This is a genomic window from Kitasatospora sp. NBC_00374, from assembly GCF_041434935.1.
In the GTDB taxonomy this organism is placed as follows: Bacteria; Actinomycetota; Actinomycetes; order Streptomycetales; family Streptomycetaceae; genus Kitasatospora.
Window position 1 is genome coordinate 66,382 of sequence record NZ_CP107965.1, and the last position, 20,268, is coordinate 86,649.

Sequence of the window (20,268 nt, forward strand, 5' to 3'; positions counted from 1 at the left end):
AGTGCATGGTCACGGAACAAGTCTCCTGTAAAGCCAATTTACATGTCAAGTGGCTTTACACTTACGAATGAATGGGGTCGCCCCCTTTGACCCCGCCAGCATCCGGACGTTGGTCAGGCCACGGCGGCAGGGTCAGCGGCCATCGCCCTGCCCTGCCAGGGCCAGGGTCTCGGCGGCCAGACGGCGCCGATGCTCGGTCGCCTGCTCCAGGTTCGCCCGGAGGCGGTCGGCCTCGGCGGCCGGGTCGACGGTCAGGGGTTCGATCGCGGGATGGCCGGCTGCCAGGATCTGCTGGTACGCGGCCCGCTGGTGCGGGGTCTCCTGCCGGAAGGGCACGCTGACCGCGCCGGACGCCCTGTCCTCCCACATGTCGATGGCGATCCGGGCATCGGCGACGGTCACCACATAGTCGTGGTGCGCGGCCAGCCAGTTCGCCGCGGTCCTCAGTGCTTCCCAGCGGACCTCGACCCGGTGGAGAGACCGGTCCCGCTCCTCGCGGGCGATCCGCTCTTCCTGGAGCCGGGGGCGCAGGTTGTTGTAGTCGCGCAAGGCGTCCATCAGGCCGATCAGGCGGCCTGCCTCCTCGCCACTGCTCTGTTCCGGGTGCTCCTGCAGGTGGCGGTAGACGCTCTTCTGGAAGTGGTTGGCCTCCTGGCCGTCCAGATTGAGTCCGGTGAAGCCTTCCAGAGTCACGGGGCTGACGGGCACGGCGTTCTCCTTGGCGGGGCGGTGGTCGGGGTCGATGCCCTGGGATCGCAGGTCGGCGTAGACCGTGGGCCGACTGACGCGGGCGGCCTCGGCGAGCGCGGAGACGTTGGTCTCTCCCGCATCCCAGGCGGCGGCGATCAGTGCGGCCCGGCGGCCGGGGGCGGACCAGGTCCTCAGCTCGATCAGGGCGATCTCGATTTGCGTGCTCACAGGTACGAGCATGCTGTAAAACTGCTTGACATGGCAAGTCGCTTTACAATTCTGGCCGCATGTCGCTCGTCAGCGGCCGCAAAGCTCGTGACCGCCTCACCTCCCCGGAACCAGGTCGGCCCGATCGCCTGGGGAGGCCGGGGCTGGCGTCCTCGAATATGACGACGCCCGGACGGGCACTGGGCTTACAGTGCAGGTCAACCGGTACGTGGCAGATCGAGGGGGAACGGTGACTCAGAGCATCGGAGCGCGGAGACTCGGCATGCTGGAGAACGAGGAATCCACCATGCTGGCCGCCTCTCTGACGGGGGCGGCTGCACTGCTCGCCGGCGTCGGCTCGTTCTCCTTCGTCCTTGCCTCGCAGCTCTGGCACGACCACCGGGTCGCGGCGACGGCGGTCCAGGCCGCAGCGGCGCTCCTCGCCGCTGGAGTGACCTTTCCCCTCGCGAGGTGGCTGTTGCGCCGGTTCAACGCGCGCTGGTGGCACGTCGCCGTCGCGCTGGCCGGGATGCTCGCCCTAACGGCAGCTGCTCCGAGCGCCTCGGCGTACGTCTTCCCGGAGCCGATGGACCGCTATCACCGCGAGCTCGGGGGCCCGGGCAAGTGCCTGAACCTGAGCCCGTACGCCTCCGACGACGCCTTTCCCCGGGCAGCCCAGGTCACCTATACCCGGCAGGCGCCGGGCCGGATGACCGTCACGCCGCTGGACCGCAGCGTCCCGCCGCTGGTGCTCGACCACGCCCGACGCGGGGGAACCAAGCACCTGACGGCCGCCGACCCCGGCTCGGCCGAGATCCTGCGCTCCTACGGCTGCTGAAACAGGATCGGCCGGAGGCTGCTGCTCTGCCTCCGGCCGACCATGCGGGATCGTACTCGTGCACACCGTCACCGCGCCCCAGATTTCTCCGTTCCAGCGTGCCGGCTGCGCTGTCCGGCATCGGTCTCCTGGTGGGCTGTTCGGCCGGGGTTGGCCATGTCGGCACGCGCAGCGATCTCGTCGCCGGTCATGTGCTGGCGGTCGGCGAGGGCTTCGGCCACGGCGGTGATCTGCGGCCAGTAAGTGTCGAGCAGTTGGTCGGCGGCGGTGTGCAGGACGCCGTAGTCGAGTGCGGCGCTGGCGCCGAAGCCGATGTAGGGATGGGCAGCGGTGATCTCGTCGCGGTCGCCGTCAGCGCAGACTTCGGTGATCAGCGCGGCGAGCGGGGTCCACAGGCTCTGCTCGCGCAGCCACCGGTCGTTGGCGCGCTCGCCGGCGGCGGTTGCGAGGACTTCACCCCAGAGATCGGCCCCCAGGTGGTTGGTAGCGGTCACTCCCCCGTCGCCGATTCGCAGGCTCACCCATGCGACATGGGCCCCGGCGGCCATCCCCAGGATCGCGTGGGCCGCTTCGTGGTGGGCCCGGTAGAGCGCGAATCCGAGCTCGTCCACGCCCAAGGCCGGTTCTGCCGGGCCCTGGTACGGGTCGTCGGGGAGGTTGCGGACCCAGTACGAGTCGTGGCGGCCGGTGGAAATGTCGTACCAGCGCACTGCCGGGTCCGGCAGCCCTGCGGGGTGGATGTGGAGCTGGCTCACGGCGTGCGCCTCTCAGTCGGTAGATTGTCGAGGTTCGAGTCAGTGCAGACAGGTCGGGCTCGCCGTGAGCCGCTTCTTCCCTTCTTACGGGAGCGTGATCACCAGGGCGGCCAGGAGCAGCACCGTCTGGTGCAGGGCCTGGTCGGCCAGGTACAGGCCGTTCAACCCGGCTGCTTGCAGCTTCGCGAACCCTGGGGACCCGGTGTGCTCCAGAACCCAGCGGACTGGCCACCGGCGGTCGAAGAAGGCGTGGGTCACGGCCGAGAGGGCGAGAGCTGCGGCCAGCCGGGGCCACGGCAGCTGAAGTGGGAGTGCGACCCGGACCAGGGCCAGCACGAGTCCGAGAACCAGGTGGTACTGGGTGACGTGGGCCAGGCACGCGCCCCAGCCGCGCCGCGGGCTGACCCCCTTGGCGACTTCGTCGGCCGTCGGTGCGCCCTTGTTGCTGGCCTGGTGGTCGGTCTGCCCGAAGACGTGGTCGGCGAGTGTGTGGCCGACGGCGAGAGTTGCCCATACCGTGGCGAAGGTCGCGAGGGTCACGGCCTGGGCGATCTGGTCGGCGCTCGTCACCGGGGCACCTCCGCCGAGGCGAGGGAGCGGGCGGGTGCGGTGGGCGTCGCCACGGTGGAGAGGCCGGCGAGGTGCCGGTGTCCTCGATGGGCGTCCGGGTGGCTGACGCAGTCCGGCTGGGTGACAGCACGTTCGGTGTGGTGCAGCATGGCGGTACTCCTGTCCGTTGATCAGGTCTGATCGGGTCGTGGAGTCCGGGGCGGCCGCCGTCCGGCCAAGGAATCGCGGCCGCCCCGGGAATCAGCGCCGCGAGAGGGTGGTGTCCTTCACGGCCATCTCCGCCTTGTGGGCCTCGCCCCACTGCGCCGCCTGGACGGTGTCGACCGTGCGGTCCTCGGAGGTCCAGCCGCAGTTGCAGGTGGTGCCGACCCGGCCGTCCTTGGCGGCGATCTCGACGACCTGGGTGACGTGGGCCGGCAGGGGCACGTGGAAGGCCGGGTTGGCGGCGTCCTCCTCGGTGTGGTCGCCGCCCTGGGTCCCGCCCATGAGAGCCCACCGCTCCCAGCCGTTGGGGAACGCGTTGACGATCTTCTCCCGCCGCTTCTGGGCGGTCTTGGTCGGCACGCCCATCGCGACGGCCAGGTCGGTGACGGTGCCCTCCATCCCGGCGTGGGTGCGGACCGCGGCGTCCGTGATGCCCTTGATGCGCGGCTCCAGCCGGTGCACCAGGTGGACGAAGACCCAGTACCAGTCGTCCGGCCCGGCGGGGCGGGGGCCCCCTTCGGCGCGCGGGTTGATGCCGGTGCGGAGCATGACCAGGGCCCACAGGGCAGTGTCCAGCCAGTCCGCGAACCGCTCGGCCTCGAAGCCGACGGTGGCGGCCTCCTCCGGGTGGAGATCGATGGTGTAGGCCCAGCCGTCGCTGTTGTCCGGCTGCGACTCGGTCGGCTGAGTGGCCCAGATCTCCCACTCGGTGACCGGGTTCTTGAGGACCTTGTCCTGGCGGGCCTGGGCGGTGGAGCGGGCGGTGTCCATGCCGAGCGCGAGGTGGCCGACGCTGCCGCCGGAGGCGTGGTGGGCCCGGATCGCCGCAGCGGTGATGCCGGCGAGCAGGGTGGTGCGGACGGTCTCCAGGGTGCTGATCAGCCCGGGCCAGTCGTCGGTGCTGACGGGCTGGGCCTGGCCCTCGCCCTCTTCGAGCCGGTGGTCCTTGCCGGTGCGCAGGACGCTCAGGCCCCATAGGGCGGAGTGGAGGAAGCTGGCGAGGTCGTCCGCGTCGGCGGGGCCGACGGCGAGGGCTTCCTTGTAGGGGAGGCTGAGAGTGATGTCGAGGCCGCCTCGCTGGGCGTCAGTTCCGCTGGCAGTGTGCAGGGGCATGGGGTTCCCTCCCGAAGTGGAGAACTTCTCGTACGTCTAACTGTACGAGAAGTTCTCCATATTTGGAAGGGCCTCCGACGTGCAACTACGTCGCCGAGCCCTCGAACTGACGGTGCGTCCACAACTCGGAGTCGCAACCGCATCCGCACTGGCAGGGTTCCTCCGGTCCTCCTGGGTCGCTCCAGGGCAGCAGCAGGCCGTCGGCGGCGGAGCGGGGCAGCACGTGGATGTGCAGGTGGAAGACGGTCTGGGTGGCCGGGGCTCCGGCGCTGCTGATCGCGTTGCACGGAGGGACCGCGAGTTCGGCGGCCCGCCGCATCACTGCGGCGCTGGTGGCGGGGTCCGACGTGAAGTCCGTGACGTGCTTGACGGGGATTTCCAGGAGGTGTCCCGGCGTGACCGGGCTGAGGGGGCGCAGGGCTAGGGCGTCCGGCCACCGCTGGACGACTCGGGCCGGGGCCCGGCCGGCCGCGATGAGGCAGAAGACGCACTCCTCCGGCTGGGTGCCGACCGGCTCGGCGCGGCCGCCGGCCTGCCGGCCCCTCCGGGCCCGCGCGGCCGCGGTCAGGAGCCGCCGGGCACGTCGCCGGTTCAGGGCTGGATGACCGGGCGCCGCACGTCCAGGTGCTCGACGTCGAGGGTGAAGCCGTGCCGGAGCCAGAGCTGGTGGGCGATCTCCTCGGCCATCGCGACCGAGCGGTGGCGGCCGCCGACGCAGCCGACCGCGACCCTGACCATCCGCATCTTGCGGTTGGCCACGTCGTACAGCAGGTTGGCGGTGAAGGTGACTGCCGCGTCGATGCTGCCGGCGGCACCAGGGGTGTCCAGGACGTGCTGGAGCACCTCGTCGTCCAGGCCCGTCAGCTCGCGCATCCTCGGGTCGGTGTGCGGGTTGCGGTAGTGGACGGTGGCGTCCACGCACAGGTCCGCGCGCGGGACGTGCCGGCAGACGGGCCGGGCGCACCGGTCCTCGCGGCTGCCGGCCAGCGGGCGGTGGCCGTAGCCGAACGACTGGACGACTCCGCGGATCACGTGGTCGTGCCCGTAGCGGGCCTCGGTGCCCTCGGGGTTGAGAGCGAGGCGGGCCCGGGAGTCGAGAATGCTCATGATCGTGTACTGCCCTTCGTGTTTTGGGGATCGCCGCGGCCGCCGGGATCCGGCGGTTCGAAGCGGGGATGACTCCATTCCACCGTGCGCCGAACGGCCGGGGAAGGGCACTTGGCGGGTTTCCCGTTTCCTCTTTGCTGGACGATCACCGTCCACTGTCGGACTGGCAGTTGTGACTCGTGCCATGCCCGCCGCCGGTTCCTGGACACCGCCTGAGCGGGCACCCGGGGCCGCACCGCCGGCTGCGGCCGGGCCGAGCGGCGGCATGCGAAAGCCCACCGGCTGCGCGGCGGGGCCGGCGGCCGGTGGGCTTGGTGATTCGACGGTCAGGTGCGGTGCGGTCGCCACAGCGCAATGTCGCGCAGGTAGACCTGCGGCAGGACGTCTTCCCAGGCGCCTTCGTGGTCTAAGGGCTGCGGGGGGGGAGGAGTTCGGCGAGGACAGGCTCTCGGGCTGGCGGACCAGCTCTTTCACGATCGGGTCGGGCGGGTGGGCGTCCGGGCGGCCTTGGCGGCTCGCCCTCCGGGCCGGACGGCCGACGGCGAGCTCGCCAGGGCGGTGTTGGCCGCCGCGAGCTCGGCCTCCAGCTTCCGGCACCGCGCCGCGAGCTTGGCGTAGTCGTCGCAGACCCCGAGGTACTGGCGGCTCTTCTCCCGCAGTTCGGCGTCCTGCTTCGCGATCAGCGCCAAGGCGGCGTCCTTGAAATCCACGCACGTACAAGCCGAGACGTTGTCGGGGTCGTTGGCCCGGCCGGCGCACCCGGGCACGAGGAAGGTGCCGCCGTCGGGGTCCTTGGCGTCGTGGCAGGGGGCGGGAAGCCGGCGTGGTGGGTCTTCGTGGTGCACGCACACTCTCCAGGCGAGACCGGGGCCGGGCGGCCCCGGCGGTCAGAGGGCCGCCGTGGCGCGCAGGGCGGCCAGGTCGTGGATGACGATCGTCTTGCGTTCGGTGGCCACGGTGCCCTGGCCGCGCAGCTGCCGCAGCACCTTGACGACCGCTTCGCGGGAGGCTCCCACCCAGGCGGCGAGGTCTTGCTGCGTCACGGGCAGCCGGACGGTGCCCGTCGCCTCGTCGGGGGCGCCGAGCCGGTCGGCGAGGGCCACCAGTTGCCGGGCGGTCCGCTGCGTCACGGTGAACGCGGCCTGGTCCCGCCGGGCCTGGTTGGACGCCGTGAGCCGGTCCGAGAGGGTGCGCGCCAGCGCCCGGGCCGCCTCCGGGTCGGCAGCTACCAGGGCCCGCAGGTCGCCGGCGGACACCGCCCGGGCGCTGACCTCGGTCAGCGCGAGCACCGAGGCGAACCGCGGGCCGCCAGCGATCGCCTCCTGCTCACCGATGATCTCGGGAGCCTCCCGCAGGGCCAGCACGATCCCGCTGTCCCCGCTGGTGAGCACCACCTTGGCGAACCCGCTGCACACGAGCAGCACGTGGTCCGAGAGGTCGCCCTGCCGGAGGATCACCTCCCCCGGCTGGAATCGCATGTCGTGCCCCTTCTCGTCGAACAGCCGGGCGAGAGGGTCAGTCTGCGGTTCGGCGCTGGTGTCGGGCACGGGTTTGTCCTCCTGGGTGTCGGGTCCTGCCACAACGTAGAGCACTCGGCGGCCGGTGGCCGGCGCCCGGCCTGGTCACCGGCGGGTGTTCAGCGCCCCGTCGAGGCCCACGGGTCGTCGACCGCGAGGATGTCGTCGGCTTCGGCGTAGCCGAGGCAGACGTGGTGCTGGCCGTCGTGGACGCCCTGGCCGGTCCCGGCGCAGACGCAGTCGTCCTCGTGCGCCTCGGCGGGGATGCCGCGGTCGCACTCGTCCGGCTCCTGGTGGACGATGACGCCGTCCTCCCGGAAGTACCGCATCACCGTGCCCAGGGAGCCGCAGCCGCCGGCGCAGTCCCAGGCGTGGGGGCCGTCGAGCAGCCGCTCGCGGTAGGTGGCCCGCAGCCAGGTCCGGGCGGTCTCCTGCGGGACGGCGCCGATGCCGTCCAGGCGGCGCAGCTCGTTGGCGGCCCGCGCGCACTGGGCGGCGCTGTGGATGTCGCCCTGGCTCTGCAGGGCCACGACGTCCAGCGCGACGCCGCGCAGGAGGAGATGGGTGTACTCGTGCTGGCGCAGCCGGTCCCGGTCGACGATTCCGGGGGTACGGCGGTCGGCGGCGACGGCCTGCTGCCAGAGGTGGTACTCGGTCGCCGAGTCGAGCATGAGCGTGCCGACGGCCGGGAGGTCGGGGTAGGCGTGGCGGACGGCGGCGACGGCCAGCGCCTCGGTGACCGGGTCGCTCTCCGGGTGGTAGCGGACGGCGGTGGCCTCCTGGCCGTCGCCCGGCACATCGATGACGATCGGCTTGCGGGCCTTGGCGAGTTCGCGCACCGAGTAGCTGACCTGACGGTCGTCGGTGCTGGGGAGGATCGTGCTGGTCACGAACGGGTTCATGGCGGTCCTGTCAGGGGTTGTGGGTAGGGCGCTGAGCGGTGCGGCCCGGGGCGGGCCGCACCGGGCAGGTCAGTCGCAGTTCGCGCAGACGGCGTCCGCCGCGCTGTTGCCGGTGATCGCGCCGAAGAGGTCCGTGGCGCTGCGCACGGGCAGCCAGGTCGGGCCATCGCAGTAGCGGCAGGGCTGCGCCGACGGGGTCTGGAAGGAGCAGTCGTACGGGTCGCCGTCGTCCATCCACCGCAGGAGCAGCTCCTGCCCGGCGACGGCGAAGGAGCCGGTGGCGAAGCCCTCCTCGTCCTTCTCGTCGTGCCAGGTGAACAGGCGGGCGAGGTCACGGCCGAAGACCCGCTCGACGTGCAGGACGGGGTGCTGCTTCTCCCGGCGGGCGGCGGCGCCGACGAGCGCCAACATCATGGGGAGGTCGCGGGCGTGGTGGACGGCGGCGAAGCCCTCCTCCAGCAGACCGGGGAGCGCCTGGGTGAGCTCGGCGTGCTGCGTGCGGACGACCTGGTCCGGCACACGGCTGCTGGGCGGGCGCGCGGCGTTTCGGATCAGCGCGGTCGGCAGCTCGGTGTCCACGACCAGGGCGATGGCCGGGACGCCGCGGTGTCGGGCGAGGGAGATGCTGCTGAGCCGCACCCACTGCTCGCTGTTGACGGCGTCGATGATCGTCGGCACGTGGTGGCGCAGGCGACTGTCGAGCTGGGCGTTGAGCTGCGCCCACGCCGTGCGGGAGACGGTCTGGTTGCCCGGGTCTCCGGTCAGGATCTCGCGGAGCTTGTCCGCGCTGAGCACGGAGGCGGGCGGGAACAGCGTGGCCAGGGTGGTCTTGCCACTGCCGCTGATGCCGAGCAGGACCAGGAGGCAGTTCTCGGGCAGGCCGAGAGCGGCCAGGACGCGGCGGGTCTCGTCGGTGCTCACCGGAGGCTGTCCGATGCCCGCGGGAACATGGTGCCCTCAAGCGGGACGGCGGCGGCCGCGACGGCGACGGCGCGGCGGACGAGCTCGGGGCCGGCGCCCCGCTGGACGCCGTGGACCAGGCTGGTGTGGAAGTCGTCCAGGGCGTCGGTGAGGCGCAGCGCGAGGTCGGAGACGTGGGTGTAGGCGGCCAGGAGATCGGCCGGCGGCTCGGGCTGCTCGTCGGCCGGGACGTCCTGCGGGTGGTGCCGCATGGCCTGCAGGACGTGCAGGACCTGCTCGCGGTCCAGGGTGCCGCTGGTGGTGGGCAGTTGGCGCAGGACCTGCTCGACGATGTTGAGCTGGGCGTCCTCGGTCCGGGCGGTGAGTTCCTCCAGGACGTCGGTGTCCAGGTGGGCGCTCTCGCCGTAGCCGATCAGCTGATCGCGGGGTTCCACGGGCTCGGTCCTCTCGGTGGCGGCCGGGGCGGCGAACCGCTGCAGCAGCGGCCACAGCCGGTCGTTGCGGCCCCAGTCGGGGTCGGCGACGGTGATCTGCCGGGCGGAGGCGGCCTCGCGCAGGACGGCGGGGCCGACGCCGGGCAGGAGCCGGCGCAGTTCGTCCCGGTCGCGGCGGGCGCCGAAGCTCGCGTCGGGCTCGCTGTCGAGCAGCGAGACCGTCAGGCCTCCCAGCCCGGTCAGCTGGGTGAAGCGCGGGAAACGGTGGGTGGTGACGATCAGTCCGGCGGCTCGGGCTTGGGTACGCAGGCGGCGGCGCAGCTGGCGGCCGGGCACCAGGAGGTCGACGGCGGCGCGGCGCGTGGACCTGCTGCCGTCGCCGTGGAACTTGGTGTCCTGGCCGTACTGGGAGGCCAGGGTGAGCAGGCCGGCCCGGTTGAGGTCGGCCAGCAGGGCGGTCGGGCCGCTCTCCGCGCCGGTGGGGACGTGGTAGGACACGCAGCTCAGCAGGCGGGTGCGGCCGTCCATCCAGTTGGCCACGACGCCGGCGACCTCGGCGAGGGAGCGGGGGGTAGCTGCGCTCGGCCCGTCGGGAGCCGTCGGAGCCGGGCTGGGCGGGGTGGAAGCGGTGGTGGGCATCGTTCGGATTGTCCTCTCGGAGGGGGTTGGGCGGGCCCAGGGCGGCAGCGCCCCGGGCCCGGGTGCGGTGGCTGGACGGGCGTCAGGACCGCTGGAGCCAGGCGTCCTTGGCGTCCTGGTACTTCCCGCGCCACGTGCTGGGGTCGAGACCGGACTCGACGGCGGTCGCGAAGGCGGCGTCGGTGAACTCGCCCAGGTCGAGCTCCTCATGGACCTGCGCCGCGATGAGGTAGGCCTGGCGGGGGTCGATCCGCTCCAGCTCGGCGAGGAGCCGGCTGGCCAGCCATGCGGAACCGGCGGAGCGGATGTGTGCGGTCGCTGCCCACCCGTCCTGCGCCTGATGGGCGTCGGTCACGGCTTCCTCCGCCGTCACCACGCGCTTCAGCATCTCCGCGCGCAGTACCGCGAAGTCGTCGTTCTTGTCCCGCAGGGGCAGGGTCGGCGCGGTGTCGGCCGTGCCCGTGGGGTCGGTGCCCGGCACCCGGATGCCGGGGGCGGTCCGCTTCATCGGCATCTGCACGCCGACAAAGCGCTCGCCCCGGACGACCACCGGCCTGGTGGGCTCGGTGAAGTCCATCCACAGGGCATCGCCGGAGGTGCTCCAGCGACGCAGGGCGTCGGTGTCCAAAGCGGTCGGCTGCCCCGTAGCGGCGGACAGGTAGGGGGTGAGGAACTCTCGCCAGTAGAGCAGGGGGTAGTCGGGGCGGGCCGGGAGGTGCAGGCCACTGGTAGCGGTGTAGGCGTCCAGGCGCTGCCCGTCGGTGGCCAGATGGACGTCTTCGTCGTAGCCGCGCGATGCGGCCCACCGTTGCAGAGTGTCGGCGTCGGCGTCGAGGAGGGCCACACGCCACGAGCCGGAGGTGTGGTGGAGGTCGGCGGTGCCGACGGCGACGGCCGTCCTGTCGGTGGTCACCGCGTGGAGCCGCTGCTCCACGATGTCGAGCAGCGTGGCGGCGCCTTCCTTCCACACCGTGCCGTCGGAGCGGTGGGGGGCGGTCTGCGCGAGGATCCTGGCCAGTTCGGTGGCCGAGAGGGTGGTGTCGGGCGTGGGCAGGGGCTGGGTCATGGTGGTCTCCGTAAGGCGGGTGGGGTGGGCTGCGGGCAGCCCGAAGAGAGGGCGGGTGCGAGGCCTGGCGCGCTGCCCCGGGGATGGCACGGGGTGCGGTGTGGCGGTGGTACCTGCGCGTCGTGGCAGGCACTCCCGTCGGAGGGGGGTTCAGCCGAACAGGGTGAGCTGGTCGGCCGGCGGCTGGGGCTGGATGGCGGGTTCTGGAGCCGGGGCGGCGCCGGCCGGGCTGTCGGGCTGCTCGGGTGCGGCGGGCGGTCGCAAGGTCCGCTCGTGGGCCAGGCGGGTGCGGCCCGCGTCGGTGAGTTCCGGTCCGTCGGGGCCGTCGGTGAGCAGGCCGCCCCAGATCAGGTAGACCACGTTGTTGGGGACGGCGTGGATCGGGTACCGGTCCCGGTCGTAGCGCAGGGTGCCGGACTCGGCCGCCTCCAGCCAGGCGGTGTTCACCGGCTTGTCGGCGGGCCAGTCCTGGAAGATGTCGATCATCGTGTGCCTGTGGCCGGGGCCGGTTGGGCGGGGGCCTTCGGCGGGCAGCGGGTCCTGCCCCGCGACGATGGTGGTCATCAGCCTCTCCGGAAAGGTGTCGGTGGGCGCGGGGCCACCGCGGGTGGAGGTGCGCCGGTGGTGGGGCCCGGGTTGGCGGGCCCCACCACCGGCGGCTGCTCGGTCAGCAGTCGCCGCTGCTCTGCGCTGGGTCGTCGGAGACCCATCGCTTCAACTGCTTGCGGACGGTCTCGCGGGTGTAGCCGAGGGCGTTGGCTGCGGCCACTTGGGGCACACCGCCCTTGATCACGCCGTCAACGGTGGTCCAGAACTTGCGGTCCGCAGCGGCGTACTCCTGGGCCCTCAGTTCGAGGGCGGCGGTCAGGATGTCCTTCGGGTCGTCGTTCGTGCCGCCTTGGGCGGCGGTGTTGTCGGGGGTGGTCATCGGTTCTCCAGATCGGTTGAGGGACCATGATCGTGGGTCCCGTCCGTCCGGATCGGGTCCGGTGCCTCGGGGCGGCCGCCAGGCCGGCCAGCTCAGTGGGTCGCCCCGGGGCTGCTACCGGTGGTTGATGTCGCCGTGGACGGTACCCACGGACAGGCGCAGGTACGGGTTGCCCCGGACGCGCTTGGTGGTGATGTCCCCGTTGACGGTCTTCAGGGTGACGTCCCCCGGCGTGGTCCGGTCCGCAGCCGTGACCTTGATGTCGCCGTTGACGGTGGAGATGGTGAGCGTGGCGCCCGCGTACTCGCGGATCTTGAGGTCGCCGTTGACGGACTTCAGCAGACCGCCCTGGCGCAGGCGGTCGAGGGTGACGTCGCCGGAGGTGGTGCGGATGGTCGCCGTGCCGATGTCCGAGTCGCGGCCTTCCACGTCTCCGTTCACCGTGGTGGCCTCGACCCGGCGGTAGTTGCCGTCGAGTTCGAGGTGGGCGCCGCCGTCGCTGGTGAAGGCGATCTCGCTGCCGGGCGGCAGCTGGACATCGACCTGGATGTGGCCGCTGCGCCCGCCGGACGGGCCGTGCCCGACGAGGACCTGGCCGTCGGCCACGATGGTGCGTTTTCCGGTGCGTGAGCGGCCGATGTGCATGTCCCTGACGGAGCCTGCGATGTGCACGTTGCCGGAGTCGCGCTGGACGAAGGTGGCGCCGTTGACGGTGTCCACCGTGCCGTGGATGACGGAGTTGACGACCGTGTTGCCGCCGCCGAAGTAGACGGCGGACGTCGTGGCGTTCTCCGTGGCCGGGACCGTCACCTGCAGGGTGCGGTTGGCCTGGATGGCGCTGGCGGCGGTCACGGCCTCGGCGGCCTCTCCGTTGTTGTCCTCGGTGCGCACGCTCACCGTGGCCCGGGTGACGGCGGAGTTGCTGGTGACCTTGACCGTGCCGTGCGTGATGCCGATCTGGAAGCGGATCGGGCCGTCGGTCTCAGCGGTGAACGAGTTCGTGGTGGGCATGCGTGCTTCCCTCGGGTTGCGCCCCGGCTGAGCCGGGGTGGGGGTTCCTGCGGGCGGGGGTCGCCGAGGCCCCTCGGCGGAACGGACGGCCAGGTAGTCGGCGCCGTGGTCAGGGAGTCGGGTAGCCGATCTCGGCCGGGTGGACGCCGTCCCGCACCGCGGGGGCGTCGGCGCGCATGAAGCCGGACAGGTGGCACGCCGGTTTCGGTTCACGGACGGGATGCCGCTGCGGAGCGGAGGCGGTCAGCGGCGGCGCGGTTCGCGTCGGCCGCCGCCTGGTGGTCGGCTGGGGGGCGGGCCCGGCCGGGCCCGCCCGGTCTGACGGTCTCCGTGGTGCCCGATCAGGTGACGATCAGGTGGGCGGGGTGGCGGCCCCCCATGTGGGAGAGGCAGGGCTCGCACTCCTCACCGGGGGCGAGGTGGGCGTGCACCCGGCGGCTGTCATACGCGTGCTCCCAGCACTGGCGGCACTCGCCCCGGGGCGGGCTCGCTGCCTTCTCCGGGTTGCTGCCGCCGACGGTGAGTGCCTCGCCCAGGGCGTCGATCCAGCTCATCGAGGTTTCCTTCTGCGATCGGTGTGGGGCCGGCCCCGGTCGGGGCGGCCCCGGTGGTGCGGGTCGGCGGTTCCGGTGGTCCGGTGCCCGACATCTCAAGTATGCCAACTTTGAGTTGGCCATTCAAGACTTGGCCAACTCAAAATTGGCATGTGGCGCTTCGGCGGCCGCGCCGGGCGCGCGAGCTTGAGCGCTGGGTGCCGCGGCAGTCCGCAGAAGCACCGACCGGGATCAGGTAGAGCTACTCCGAGGGGCGCGGGCCGCTTGCGTCCGCCCGCACGGGGAGCGCTGCGCCTTCCCAGTCCGTGGCGTGGACGTACCGCAGCCAAGCCCTGGCCTCCCATTCGTCGCAGCCCGCGAGGCCGTACAGCGCCCGCAGCCGGTTGATCGAGCCGACGCACTCGGCCGCTCCACGCGGGTCGTCCCCGTCCCGCAGGCAGGCGATATCAAGAACGACGGCCTCGCAGAGCAAGTAGCGGCGCTCCAGGGCGCCGAGGCGCCCGGCGCGGACGCCGTCTCGGTCGTCTCCGACCGGTTCGCCGACGGCCTGGCGCCAGGCGTGATAGGCCCGGGCGGTCTCCTTGAGCAGTTGGCCGAGCGAGGGCACGGCACCGTAGGCGGCGAGGACCTCGTCATCGCCGGCGCCGACGGGTCCCGGTGAGCAGGACACCGCCGGCTCGTAGCGGACGGGCCCGTAGAGGCTGTCCACGGTGATCGGCAGCAGAGCCGCGGCCAGGAGCAGGACGCTCTCCAACGCCTGGTCGGGGTGGGTCTGAGGCGTGATCAGCATGGCGAGGGCGGGAAGATCGGGGTCTTGGGGCACGTTCGCTCCTTGAGATGTGGGCGGGAGGGCAGGCACTGGCTCCCTGGGCCTACTCGTCGGCGGCGGCCTGCTGCGGCTTTCCGGAAGGAGAGGGGCGTCCGGGGCTCGGGCGGGAGGCGGGCTTCGCCTTCACAGCTGGGGCCGCGTCCATCGCGCTGCCCGGTTCCGGCGAGCAGCCGGACATGTCCGCGTCGCGCAGCCGCACAGCGGCGAGCTTGGCCAGTTCGATCAGGCTCTTCCCGTCGGCCAGGCGCTGCAGGTAAGCCAGCAGGTCCCCGCCGGTCCGCACCACCACCTCGAAGCCCCCCGCGGCAAGGAGGTACTCCTCCTTCCACGGCGCCTGGGTCCGGATGCCCTCCACAAGCCGGGTGGGTCGGTAGTGCAGGACCGCGCCGAACGGCAGGTCGAGGGTGGCCGATCCGTCGGCGGCGCCGGTCCAGCTCCGTGCCCGCAACGGGCCGTTGGTGCCCAGGATGCTGTTGGACTGCCATCGGGCTTCATACGCGGCAGCGGAGCTGGCCGCGATCTCGACCTGCTGCATCGGCGTCAGTTCCGGCTCCGGAGCCAGCTCCCGGAGGATCGCCCCGACCGGCCGCTGGCTGCGGCGCTCAAGACTGATTCGCAGGGAGCAGGCGGCGTCGTCCAGGACCTCCTGGACGACCGCGGCGACGGCGATGCCGGTGACGACGGATGTCACGGCCAGCTCGTCGGTCGTTCGCCGGCCCCGCAGGGCTCGGTGTGTGGCGAGGCCGGCGGCCGTTGCACCGGCAACGGTGACCAGGGACTGGGTCGCGTCGATGGTGGCGCGCAGGACTCGCAGACTGATAGCGCGGTGGGGAATCACAGCGGGAGCTCCCGGGCTTGCGGGCCGCTCACGTCGGCGGCCGGTCCCCGCAGTGGATCCCGCGACCCTTGGTGGAAACCTTGGTGGAGGCCGTCGGCGCCGGTACCGGTTCGGCAACGGCGCCCACCAAGGTTTCCACCAATGCTTTGACCTGCGGATACGGTGTGCCGCTGGAAACCTTGGTGGCCTGGCGGGTTGACTGCCACCAAGGTTTTGCACCGGTCTGCGCGTCGGTTGGGCCGTGGTCCCGCCCGGGTGGGGACGGGACCACGGCGGTGGGTCAGCGGGTGCCGAACACGCCGCTGTGCGTGATGTCGAACGTCAGGCCGAGGATCGGGTGCGACCAGTGCTCGATGAGGGACTCCAGCAGCTCGTACCGCTGCGGGGCGCTCAGGGCGCGGACGCGTTCGGTGGCCGTGCCGAAGCCCTCCTTGGCCATGAGGCTGACCAACTGGCCGCTGGCATTGCCGTTGACCGCCGCGTCGAACAGCGCCGACGTGCCGGCCGGGGTCGCCAGCGAGCCGCCGTGGCGGCGGGCCGTCGACTCGACCACGGCGGCCAGGTGGACGATGTGGATCGGGCCGTCGTCCGGGTCGTCGGCGACGATGCGCGACAGCTCCGACCGGCCGATGCCGGTCTCGTTGATGTCCAGGACGGCGGCCAGGACCCGGGCCAGCGGCGCGGGATCGACGTCGTAGACGAACGGGTTGCGGCGGTCCGTGGGGCGGCCGCCGAAGTCCGGGCTGTCGACCCACATCAGCTCGGCGAAGACCCCGGGCAGACCGGCCGTCTTCTTCTGGTTGCTCTCGGGCATGGGCGCTTGGGGCATGTCTGCTCCATCTCGTGGTGCTCGGATCGCCCGTGGTGCGGGCGGTGAATCGGCCGGGTGGCCGGTGGCCGCCTCGACGGGGTCGAGGGCGACTACGGACGGCCCGGACGGGCCCTGGCGGAAACCTTGGTGAGGCGATACCGGAGCGGTACCGGCGCTCACCAAGGCTTCCGCCAAGGCTCTGACCTGCGACATCAACGCCTTCGGGAAAACCTTGGAGACCTGAGGCGCACCGCGAGCCGCTGCCGCCAGGCCGCCAGGCGGCCATGCGGTGAGCCGGTCCGCAGGAGGTCGTCCGGGGAGTCGGGCAGGCCCGCGAGGGCGGTGGCCCAGCTGGTGAACTCCTCGGCCTTGTCGTCCAGGTAGACCAGGGCGCCGACCTTGACGTTGGTCACCAGCACCACGCCGGGCTCCAGCCAGTACGCGGTCTCGGCCCCGCGGAGCACGATGACCTTGCGCTGCAGGTGCTCGCCGAGCCAGATGGCGACGTCCTCGTGGAAATCGGAGTGCCGGGCGGTGACCACTGCCAGGCACCATCCGCCGTCCAGGAGCGCGCGCAGCCGTTGGACAGCGCCGGGCAGGGGGCCCCTGCGGAGGCGGCCGCCGTTCCACGGGCCTTCGGGGTGGATCACCCCGTCGAAGTCCACGCAGATCGTTCGTGCGGAGGGGGAGTCGGCGCCGGCGAGGGCGACGGCTCGGTCGAGCAGGGTGTTCACAGGGTGGCTCCGTGGTCTGAGGGTTGACCGGGGCCCGGCCGGTGCCGCCCGGGCCCCGAGGGGGTGCGGGCGTTCAGGACATGTCGAACGGGGTGCGGGGCGACGGCACGGCCGCCCGGCTCCGGGCGGGCCGGCCGGTGACCGGGACCTTCCGCACGACGGTGCGGTGGATGGTGACCTGGGGACGCAGGGAGAAGCTCAGGCCGCGCAGGGCCGGGATGGAGACGGCGGCCAGCGCCGCGGCGGTCAGGGCGGTGGCGACGGTGCGGCCGCTGTCCGGGCTGGCCTGCCACACGGTCGCCAGGGTGGCCGCGGACCAGCTGGTCCAGGCGAGTCGGGGGACGGCCGAGCCGAGGAGGAACGAGAGCAGCGCGGTCAGCACGCCGGTGGCCTTCCACACGATGTAGGTGTCGGCGCCGCTGATCGGGAGGCCGGCGGTGTGCTGGTCGAGGTAGAGGCGCACCGGGCCGGTGATGCTGTCGGTGATGCCGACGATCCGGGCGTTCTCCCCGCTCTGGGCGAGCACGTGGTGCGCGATGGAATAGAGGGCGACGGACCCGTAGAGGACGAACGCGGCGATCAGCACCCCGGCGAGGATGCGCACCCAGCGGGCGGATCCCCGCCAGCCGTGGTCGAGGGCTTCGACCAGGTCCTCGCGGCGGCGGTCGAGGAAGGTCCCGGGCGCGGTGGCCTTCGCCCAGCGGGCCCGGGCGGCGGCCCTGAGGGTGCGCCGCCCGGCGGCCGGGGCGGCCGCCACGGCGTGGGTGGGCTGGGTGGGCTCGGTGGTGGTCGGGGTGTGGTTGTTCATGGTCTGCTCCCGGATCTGGGCTGGTGGGGTGCTCGGCATGCGGGCCCGGCCGTGGCGGCCGGGCCCGTGGTGAGGTCGTGCTGGCGGTGGCGGCCGGGTCAGCGGCTGGCGGCGGCCGGGTCGGCGAGGGCGGGCGCTTCGGTGGCCAGGGCCCACGGGCCGTCGGTGAGCAGGCGGCCGTAGAGGCCCTGGGCCGGGCTGCGGTGGTCGCCGTAGAAGGGGTGCAGCAGCGGCACCCCCCGGTGCCAGCGGTCGAAGTGCCGCCACACGAAACCGAGCGGGTTGTAGGTCTTCCCGTCGTGCAGGTACGCGGCCTGCAGGTCCCACTCGCGGCCGCTGGCGGGGTCGGTCCAGCGGATGGAGCCGATCTCCGTCTCCAGGACCGGCTGCCCGTCGCCGTCGATCCGGCGGTCCATCCACGAGACGGTGCACAAGTAGCCGGGGTGGTCCCAGGTGTTCGGGTGCGGGGCGCCGGGGTTGAAGCTGTCGATGTGGACCGCCAGGTCACGCAGGGGCTCGCGGCCGCGCAGCTCGGCCAGGACCAGCTGCGCCCGGCCGGCCTTGATGGGCAGGACGTAGGGGTCGTCGCCCCTTCCGGTGCCTTCGGTGTTGGCGATCCAGCCGCGGACCGACGCGTAGACGCGGCCGTCCTGGTCCGGGGCAGCTTCGGTGACCTCCCAGTCGGCGAGGACGAGTTCCTCGCCGCCGCTGAAGGTCAGGGTGCCGTGCTCGGCGCCGGCGATGTGGTGGTCGGGGGTGTTCCAGGTCTGCATCGGCTGCTCTCCTCGTGGATGTGGTGCGGTTCGGCGGCGGGCCAGCGCGGGCGGGCGCGTCGGCCCGCCGCGACGGTTGTGCCGGCCGGTGGCCCGGTTGGGATCGGTCAGGGGGTGAGGGGCGCCGAGCCCGGCGCGAGGGGCGACCCGTCGGCGGCGGCGTCTGCCTGGGCGGCCAGTTCGTCGAACCGGTCCGGTGCGCAGGCGCTGCACACGTCTTCCATCACCAGCCCCGGGACCCACCAGCAGCCGCCCTTGCACGGGTCGTCCTCGGTGCAGCCGCAGCGCACGCACCGGGCTTCGGCCGGGTCGGCGAAGGCCTCGAAGAGGGCGTTGATCACGGCGCGGCCGGGGCCGGAGTCGGGGTCGGCGAGGGTGACCTGCCAGGCCCGCTCGGCGGCGGCGACGGCTTCCTTGCCCGCGCCCTTCCACACCAGGCGGGCGGTCTGGGGCGGCATCCAGGCGCCGAACTGGGTGAACGGCTGACCGTTGACGACGGTGACGACGACGCCTTCGGGCCGCAGGTGTTCGGCGGTGTCGGGCTGGTGCTCGACGTACAGCAGGCCGTGACTCTCGGCCACCAGGCGCAGGGTGTGGAGGACCTGCGGGTCGGCGACGAACCCGGAGACCGCCGCACGCTGCGCCCACCAGTCCTGGTCCTGGTCGGGACCGTGTTCGCCGGGCTGGCTGGCGTCGGTGACGTATCCGGACCGGTTGGCCAGGGCGAGGGCCCGCACGAGGCCGGGGGTGTCGGTGGTCTCGGGGTCCGGGCCGTAGCCGGGGACGTAGCCGGGCCGGGAGGCGCGGGTGCCCTCCAGCCACTGGGCGGTGAGCTCGCCGAGGTCGGCGAGGGTGGCGGCGCTGCGCCAGGCCTGCCGGTCGGTACGGTTCATGATCAGGTGTCGGAGCAGGGACATGGTGGTCAGGCCGCCTTCCGCAGGGTGTTCTGGTCGATGCAGGGCTCGCACTGCTGCGGCTGCGGCGTCAGGTGGTCGCCGTCCAGCCACAGGTGCCGGGAGCAGAAGTGCTGCCCGCAGCCGGAGGCGGCGGAGCCGTCCGGGCCGGTGCCGCACCGGGAGGCGGGGCCGAGGTCGATCTCGGTGTCGCACCCGGTCTGGTCACAGGTGCCCGCCTGGTCGTCGTCGGCCAGCGCGGCGGCCAGGACGGCGGGGAGGGTGAAGGTGAGGGTGTTGCCCAAGGCGTCCTCCTGGATGCTGTGGTCGGCCGGTCGGCCGGCAACGCCCCCGGAGCGCGGCTGCCCGCCCCGGCCGGTGGGCGGGGCGGGCGGTTGGCCGGGGACGAAGCCGTAGGGCCGGACATTGCGCGGCGGGGGCCGCGCGGATCGTCGCGCGGGGGCGGGCCGGTGTGACGGCCGGTCAGCGGCCGGTCAGCTCCTTGATCGCGGCCTCCAGTTCGTGCGCCTGGGCCTCTTCCAGGCACACCTTCGATTCCGCGCGGTAGCTGTCCGCCGGCGGCCGCTTCGTGATGCCGTGGTTGGAGCGCAGGTCCTCCAGCCGCTCCTCGCGCCGTCCGGGGCGGTGCACCTGCGCGGCGTGGACCAGCTCGTGGCCGAACACCTCTACCAGTACGTCCCCGGGAGCCGCGCGCAGTGCCGGGGCGAAGACGACGATCAGCACGCCGTCGTCCGCAAGGACGCAGGTGGCGGTGACCGTATTGCGGCGGGTCATCCACCACGTCGACACCGCATCGCGCAGTCGGGCGCGCAGCGTGAGGCCGCCGATGGCACTGGCCTCTGCCGCGGCGGAGGCCAGTGCCCCGCGCACCCGGCCGGTGACGAGGGTCCGCACGGTGGGCAGGGGGCCCGCCAGCTGCTCGACCGCCTCCGCGACGGGGCCGGCCAGGGCGCGGATCTGCTCGGCGATCAGCCGGGTGTGCCGGGCGCTGAGTGCCGGGGTGTTGACGGCCGGTCCGGGCCGGGCGGCCGCGGGGGCGTCCTGATTGCTGATGGGCGAGGGCGAGGCCATGGGTTCTCCGTGCTCCTGACGGGGTGCGGCGGGT

General features: G+C 72.7%; 27 protein-coding genes. 1 reads left to right on the plus strand and 26 read right to left on the minus strand.

The window, feature by feature from the left end; genetic code table 11:
* Positions 1–132: 132 nt before the first annotated feature.
* Positions 133–918: a hypothetical protein gene (locus tag OG871_RS39740; protein WP_371503545.1), complete on the minus strand. Its 786-nt coding sequence runs from the start codon at positions 916–918 to the stop codon at positions 133–135.
* 262 nt (positions 919–1,180) lie between these two features.
* Between OG871_RS39740 and OG871_RS39745 the strand changes: the two genes are divergently transcribed.
* Positions 1,181–1,735, plus strand: coding sequence for a hypothetical protein (locus tag OG871_RS39745; protein WP_331727223.1), 555 nt, complete (start codon positions 1,181–1,183; stop codon positions 1,733–1,735).
* Positions 1,736–1,803: 68 nt separating this feature from the next.
* Here the strand turns inward: OG871_RS39745 and OG871_RS39750 are convergent, their stop codons facing one another.
* From OG871_RS39750 to OG871_RS39870, 25 genes are all read right to left on the minus strand, one after another.
* A complete protein-coding gene (locus OG871_RS39750) occupies positions 1,804–2,445 on the minus strand; it encodes a hypothetical protein (protein ID WP_371503546.1) in 642 nt (213 codons plus the stop codon).
* A gap of 129 nt (positions 2,446–2,574) precedes the next feature.
* Positions 2,575–3,060: a DUF3307 domain-containing protein gene (locus OG871_RS39755; protein ID WP_331727227.1), complete on the minus strand. Its 486-nt coding sequence runs from the start codon at positions 3,058–3,060 to the stop codon at positions 2,575–2,577.
* Entirely contained in the window at positions 3,057–3,209 is a 153-nt protein-coding gene (locus OG871_RS39760; RefSeq protein ID WP_331727229.1) for a hypothetical protein, read from the minus strand. The genes OG871_RS39755 and OG871_RS39760 overlap by 4 nt, the downstream gene beginning before the upstream one ends.
* A gap of 91 nt (positions 3,210–3,300) precedes the next feature.
* Complete coding sequence (locus OG871_RS39765) at positions 3,301–4,377, minus strand: hypothetical protein (protein ID WP_331727230.1); 1,077 nt, start codon at positions 4,375–4,377, stop codon at positions 3,301–3,303.
* Positions 4,378–4,462: 85 nt separating this feature from the next.
* Positions 4,463–5,038 (minus strand): HIT family protein, encoded by a 576-nt coding sequence (locus tag OG871_RS39770; RefSeq protein ID WP_331727555.1) that lies wholly within the window; start codon positions 5,036–5,038, stop codon positions 4,463–4,465.
* Complete coding sequence (locus tag OG871_RS39775; protein WP_331727232.1) at positions 4,969–5,484, minus strand: RNase adapter RapZ; 516 nt, start codon at positions 5,482–5,484, stop codon at positions 4,969–4,971. The genes OG871_RS39770 and OG871_RS39775 overlap by 70 nt, the downstream gene beginning before the upstream one ends.
* Positions 5,485–5,954: 470 nt before the next feature.
* Positions 5,955–6,329: a hypothetical protein gene (locus OG871_RS39780; RefSeq protein ID WP_331727234.1), complete on the minus strand. Its 375-nt coding sequence runs from the start codon at positions 6,327–6,329 to the stop codon at positions 5,955–5,957.
* A 42-nt stretch (positions 6,330–6,371) separates the two neighbouring features.
* Positions 6,372–7,031 (minus strand): Crp/Fnr family transcriptional regulator, encoded by a 660-nt coding sequence (locus OG871_RS39785; RefSeq protein ID WP_371503547.1) that lies wholly within the window; start codon positions 7,029–7,031, stop codon positions 6,372–6,374.
* Positions 7,032–7,120: 89 nt separating this feature from the next.
* Positions 7,121–7,891 carry a hypothetical protein gene (locus OG871_RS39790; RefSeq protein WP_371503548.1) on the minus strand — a complete coding sequence of 257 codons (771 nt, stop codon included), beginning with the start codon at positions 7,889–7,891 and terminating at the stop codon, positions 7,121–7,123.
* An 81-nt stretch (positions 7,892–7,972) separates the two neighbouring features.
* Positions 7,973–8,824 carry an ATP-binding protein gene (locus tag OG871_RS39795; protein WP_331727238.1) on the minus strand — a complete coding sequence of 284 codons (852 nt, stop codon included), beginning with the start codon at positions 8,822–8,824 and terminating at the stop codon, positions 7,973–7,975.
* Complete coding sequence (locus tag OG871_RS39800) at positions 8,821–9,897, minus strand: hypothetical protein (RefSeq protein WP_331727239.1); 1,077 nt, start codon at positions 9,895–9,897, stop codon at positions 8,821–8,823. Before OG871_RS39800 ends, OG871_RS39795 begins: the two co-directional genes overlap by 4 nt.
* An 82-nt stretch (positions 9,898–9,979) precedes the next feature.
* Positions 9,980–10,963 (minus strand): hypothetical protein, encoded by a 984-nt coding sequence (locus OG871_RS39805; protein WP_331727240.1) that lies wholly within the window; start codon positions 10,961–10,963, stop codon positions 9,980–9,982.
* Positions 10,964–11,113: 150 nt separating this feature from the next.
* The gene (locus OG871_RS39810; protein ID WP_331727241.1) at positions 11,114–11,527 is read right to left on the minus strand and encodes a hypothetical protein; all 414 of its coding nucleotides are present in this window, start codon (positions 11,525–11,527) and stop codon (positions 11,114–11,116) included.
* A gap of 103 nt (positions 11,528–11,630) precedes the next feature.
* Positions 11,631–11,891 carry a hypothetical protein gene (locus OG871_RS39815; protein WP_331727242.1) on the minus strand — a complete coding sequence of 87 codons (261 nt, stop codon included), beginning with the start codon at positions 11,889–11,891 and terminating at the stop codon, positions 11,631–11,633.
* Between the two features lie 114 nt (positions 11,892–12,005).
* The gene (locus tag OG871_RS39820; RefSeq protein WP_331727243.1) at positions 12,006–12,902 is read right to left on the minus strand and encodes a DUF4097 family beta strand repeat-containing protein; all 897 of its coding nucleotides are present in this window, start codon (positions 12,900–12,902) and stop codon (positions 12,006–12,008) included.
* A gap of 341 nt (positions 12,903–13,243) precedes the next feature.
* Positions 13,244–13,456, minus strand: a complete 213-nt coding sequence (locus OG871_RS39825; RefSeq protein WP_331727244.1) for a pRL2-8 — start codon at positions 13,454–13,456, stop codon at positions 13,244–13,246.
* A 241-nt stretch (positions 13,457–13,697) separates the two neighbouring features.
* Positions 13,698–14,279: a hypothetical protein gene (locus tag OG871_RS39830; RefSeq protein ID WP_331727245.1), complete on the minus strand. Its 582-nt coding sequence runs from the start codon at positions 14,277–14,279 to the stop codon at positions 13,698–13,700.
* A 49-nt stretch (positions 14,280–14,328) separates the two neighbouring features.
* Complete coding sequence (locus tag OG871_RS39835; protein ID WP_371503549.1) at positions 14,329–14,976, minus strand: hypothetical protein; 648 nt, start codon at positions 14,974–14,976, stop codon at positions 14,329–14,331.
* A 427-nt stretch (positions 14,977–15,403) separates the two neighbouring features.
* The gene (locus OG871_RS39840; RefSeq protein WP_371503550.1) at positions 15,404–15,952 is read right to left on the minus strand and encodes a hypothetical protein; all 549 of its coding nucleotides are present in this window, start codon (positions 15,950–15,952) and stop codon (positions 15,404–15,406) included.
* A gap of 194 nt (positions 15,953–16,146) precedes the next feature.
* Positions 16,147–16,668: a hypothetical protein gene (locus OG871_RS39845; protein WP_331727252.1), complete on the minus strand. Its 522-nt coding sequence runs from the start codon at positions 16,666–16,668 to the stop codon at positions 16,147–16,149.
* 73 nt (positions 16,669–16,741) lie between these two features.
* A complete protein-coding gene (locus OG871_RS39850; RefSeq protein WP_331727254.1) occupies positions 16,742–17,476 on the minus strand; it encodes a hypothetical protein in 735 nt (244 codons plus the stop codon).
* A gap of 98 nt (positions 17,477–17,574) precedes the next feature.
* Positions 17,575–18,249: a hypothetical protein gene (locus OG871_RS39855; protein WP_331727256.1), complete on the minus strand. Its 675-nt coding sequence runs from the start codon at positions 18,247–18,249 to the stop codon at positions 17,575–17,577.
* A gap of 107 nt (positions 18,250–18,356) precedes the next feature.
* Entirely contained in the window at positions 18,357–19,166 is an 810-nt protein-coding gene (locus OG871_RS39860) for a hypothetical protein (protein ID WP_371503551.1), read from the minus strand.
* A gap of 5 nt (positions 19,167–19,171) precedes the next feature.
* Positions 19,172–19,447 (minus strand): hypothetical protein, encoded by a 276-nt coding sequence (locus tag OG871_RS39865; protein ID WP_331727259.1) that lies wholly within the window; start codon positions 19,445–19,447, stop codon positions 19,172–19,174.
* Positions 19,448–19,625: 178 nt separating this feature from the next.
* Entirely contained in the window at positions 19,626–20,234 is a 609-nt protein-coding gene (locus OG871_RS39870) for a hypothetical protein (RefSeq protein ID WP_331727261.1), read from the minus strand.
* Between the last annotated feature and the right edge of the window lie 34 nt (positions 20,235–20,268).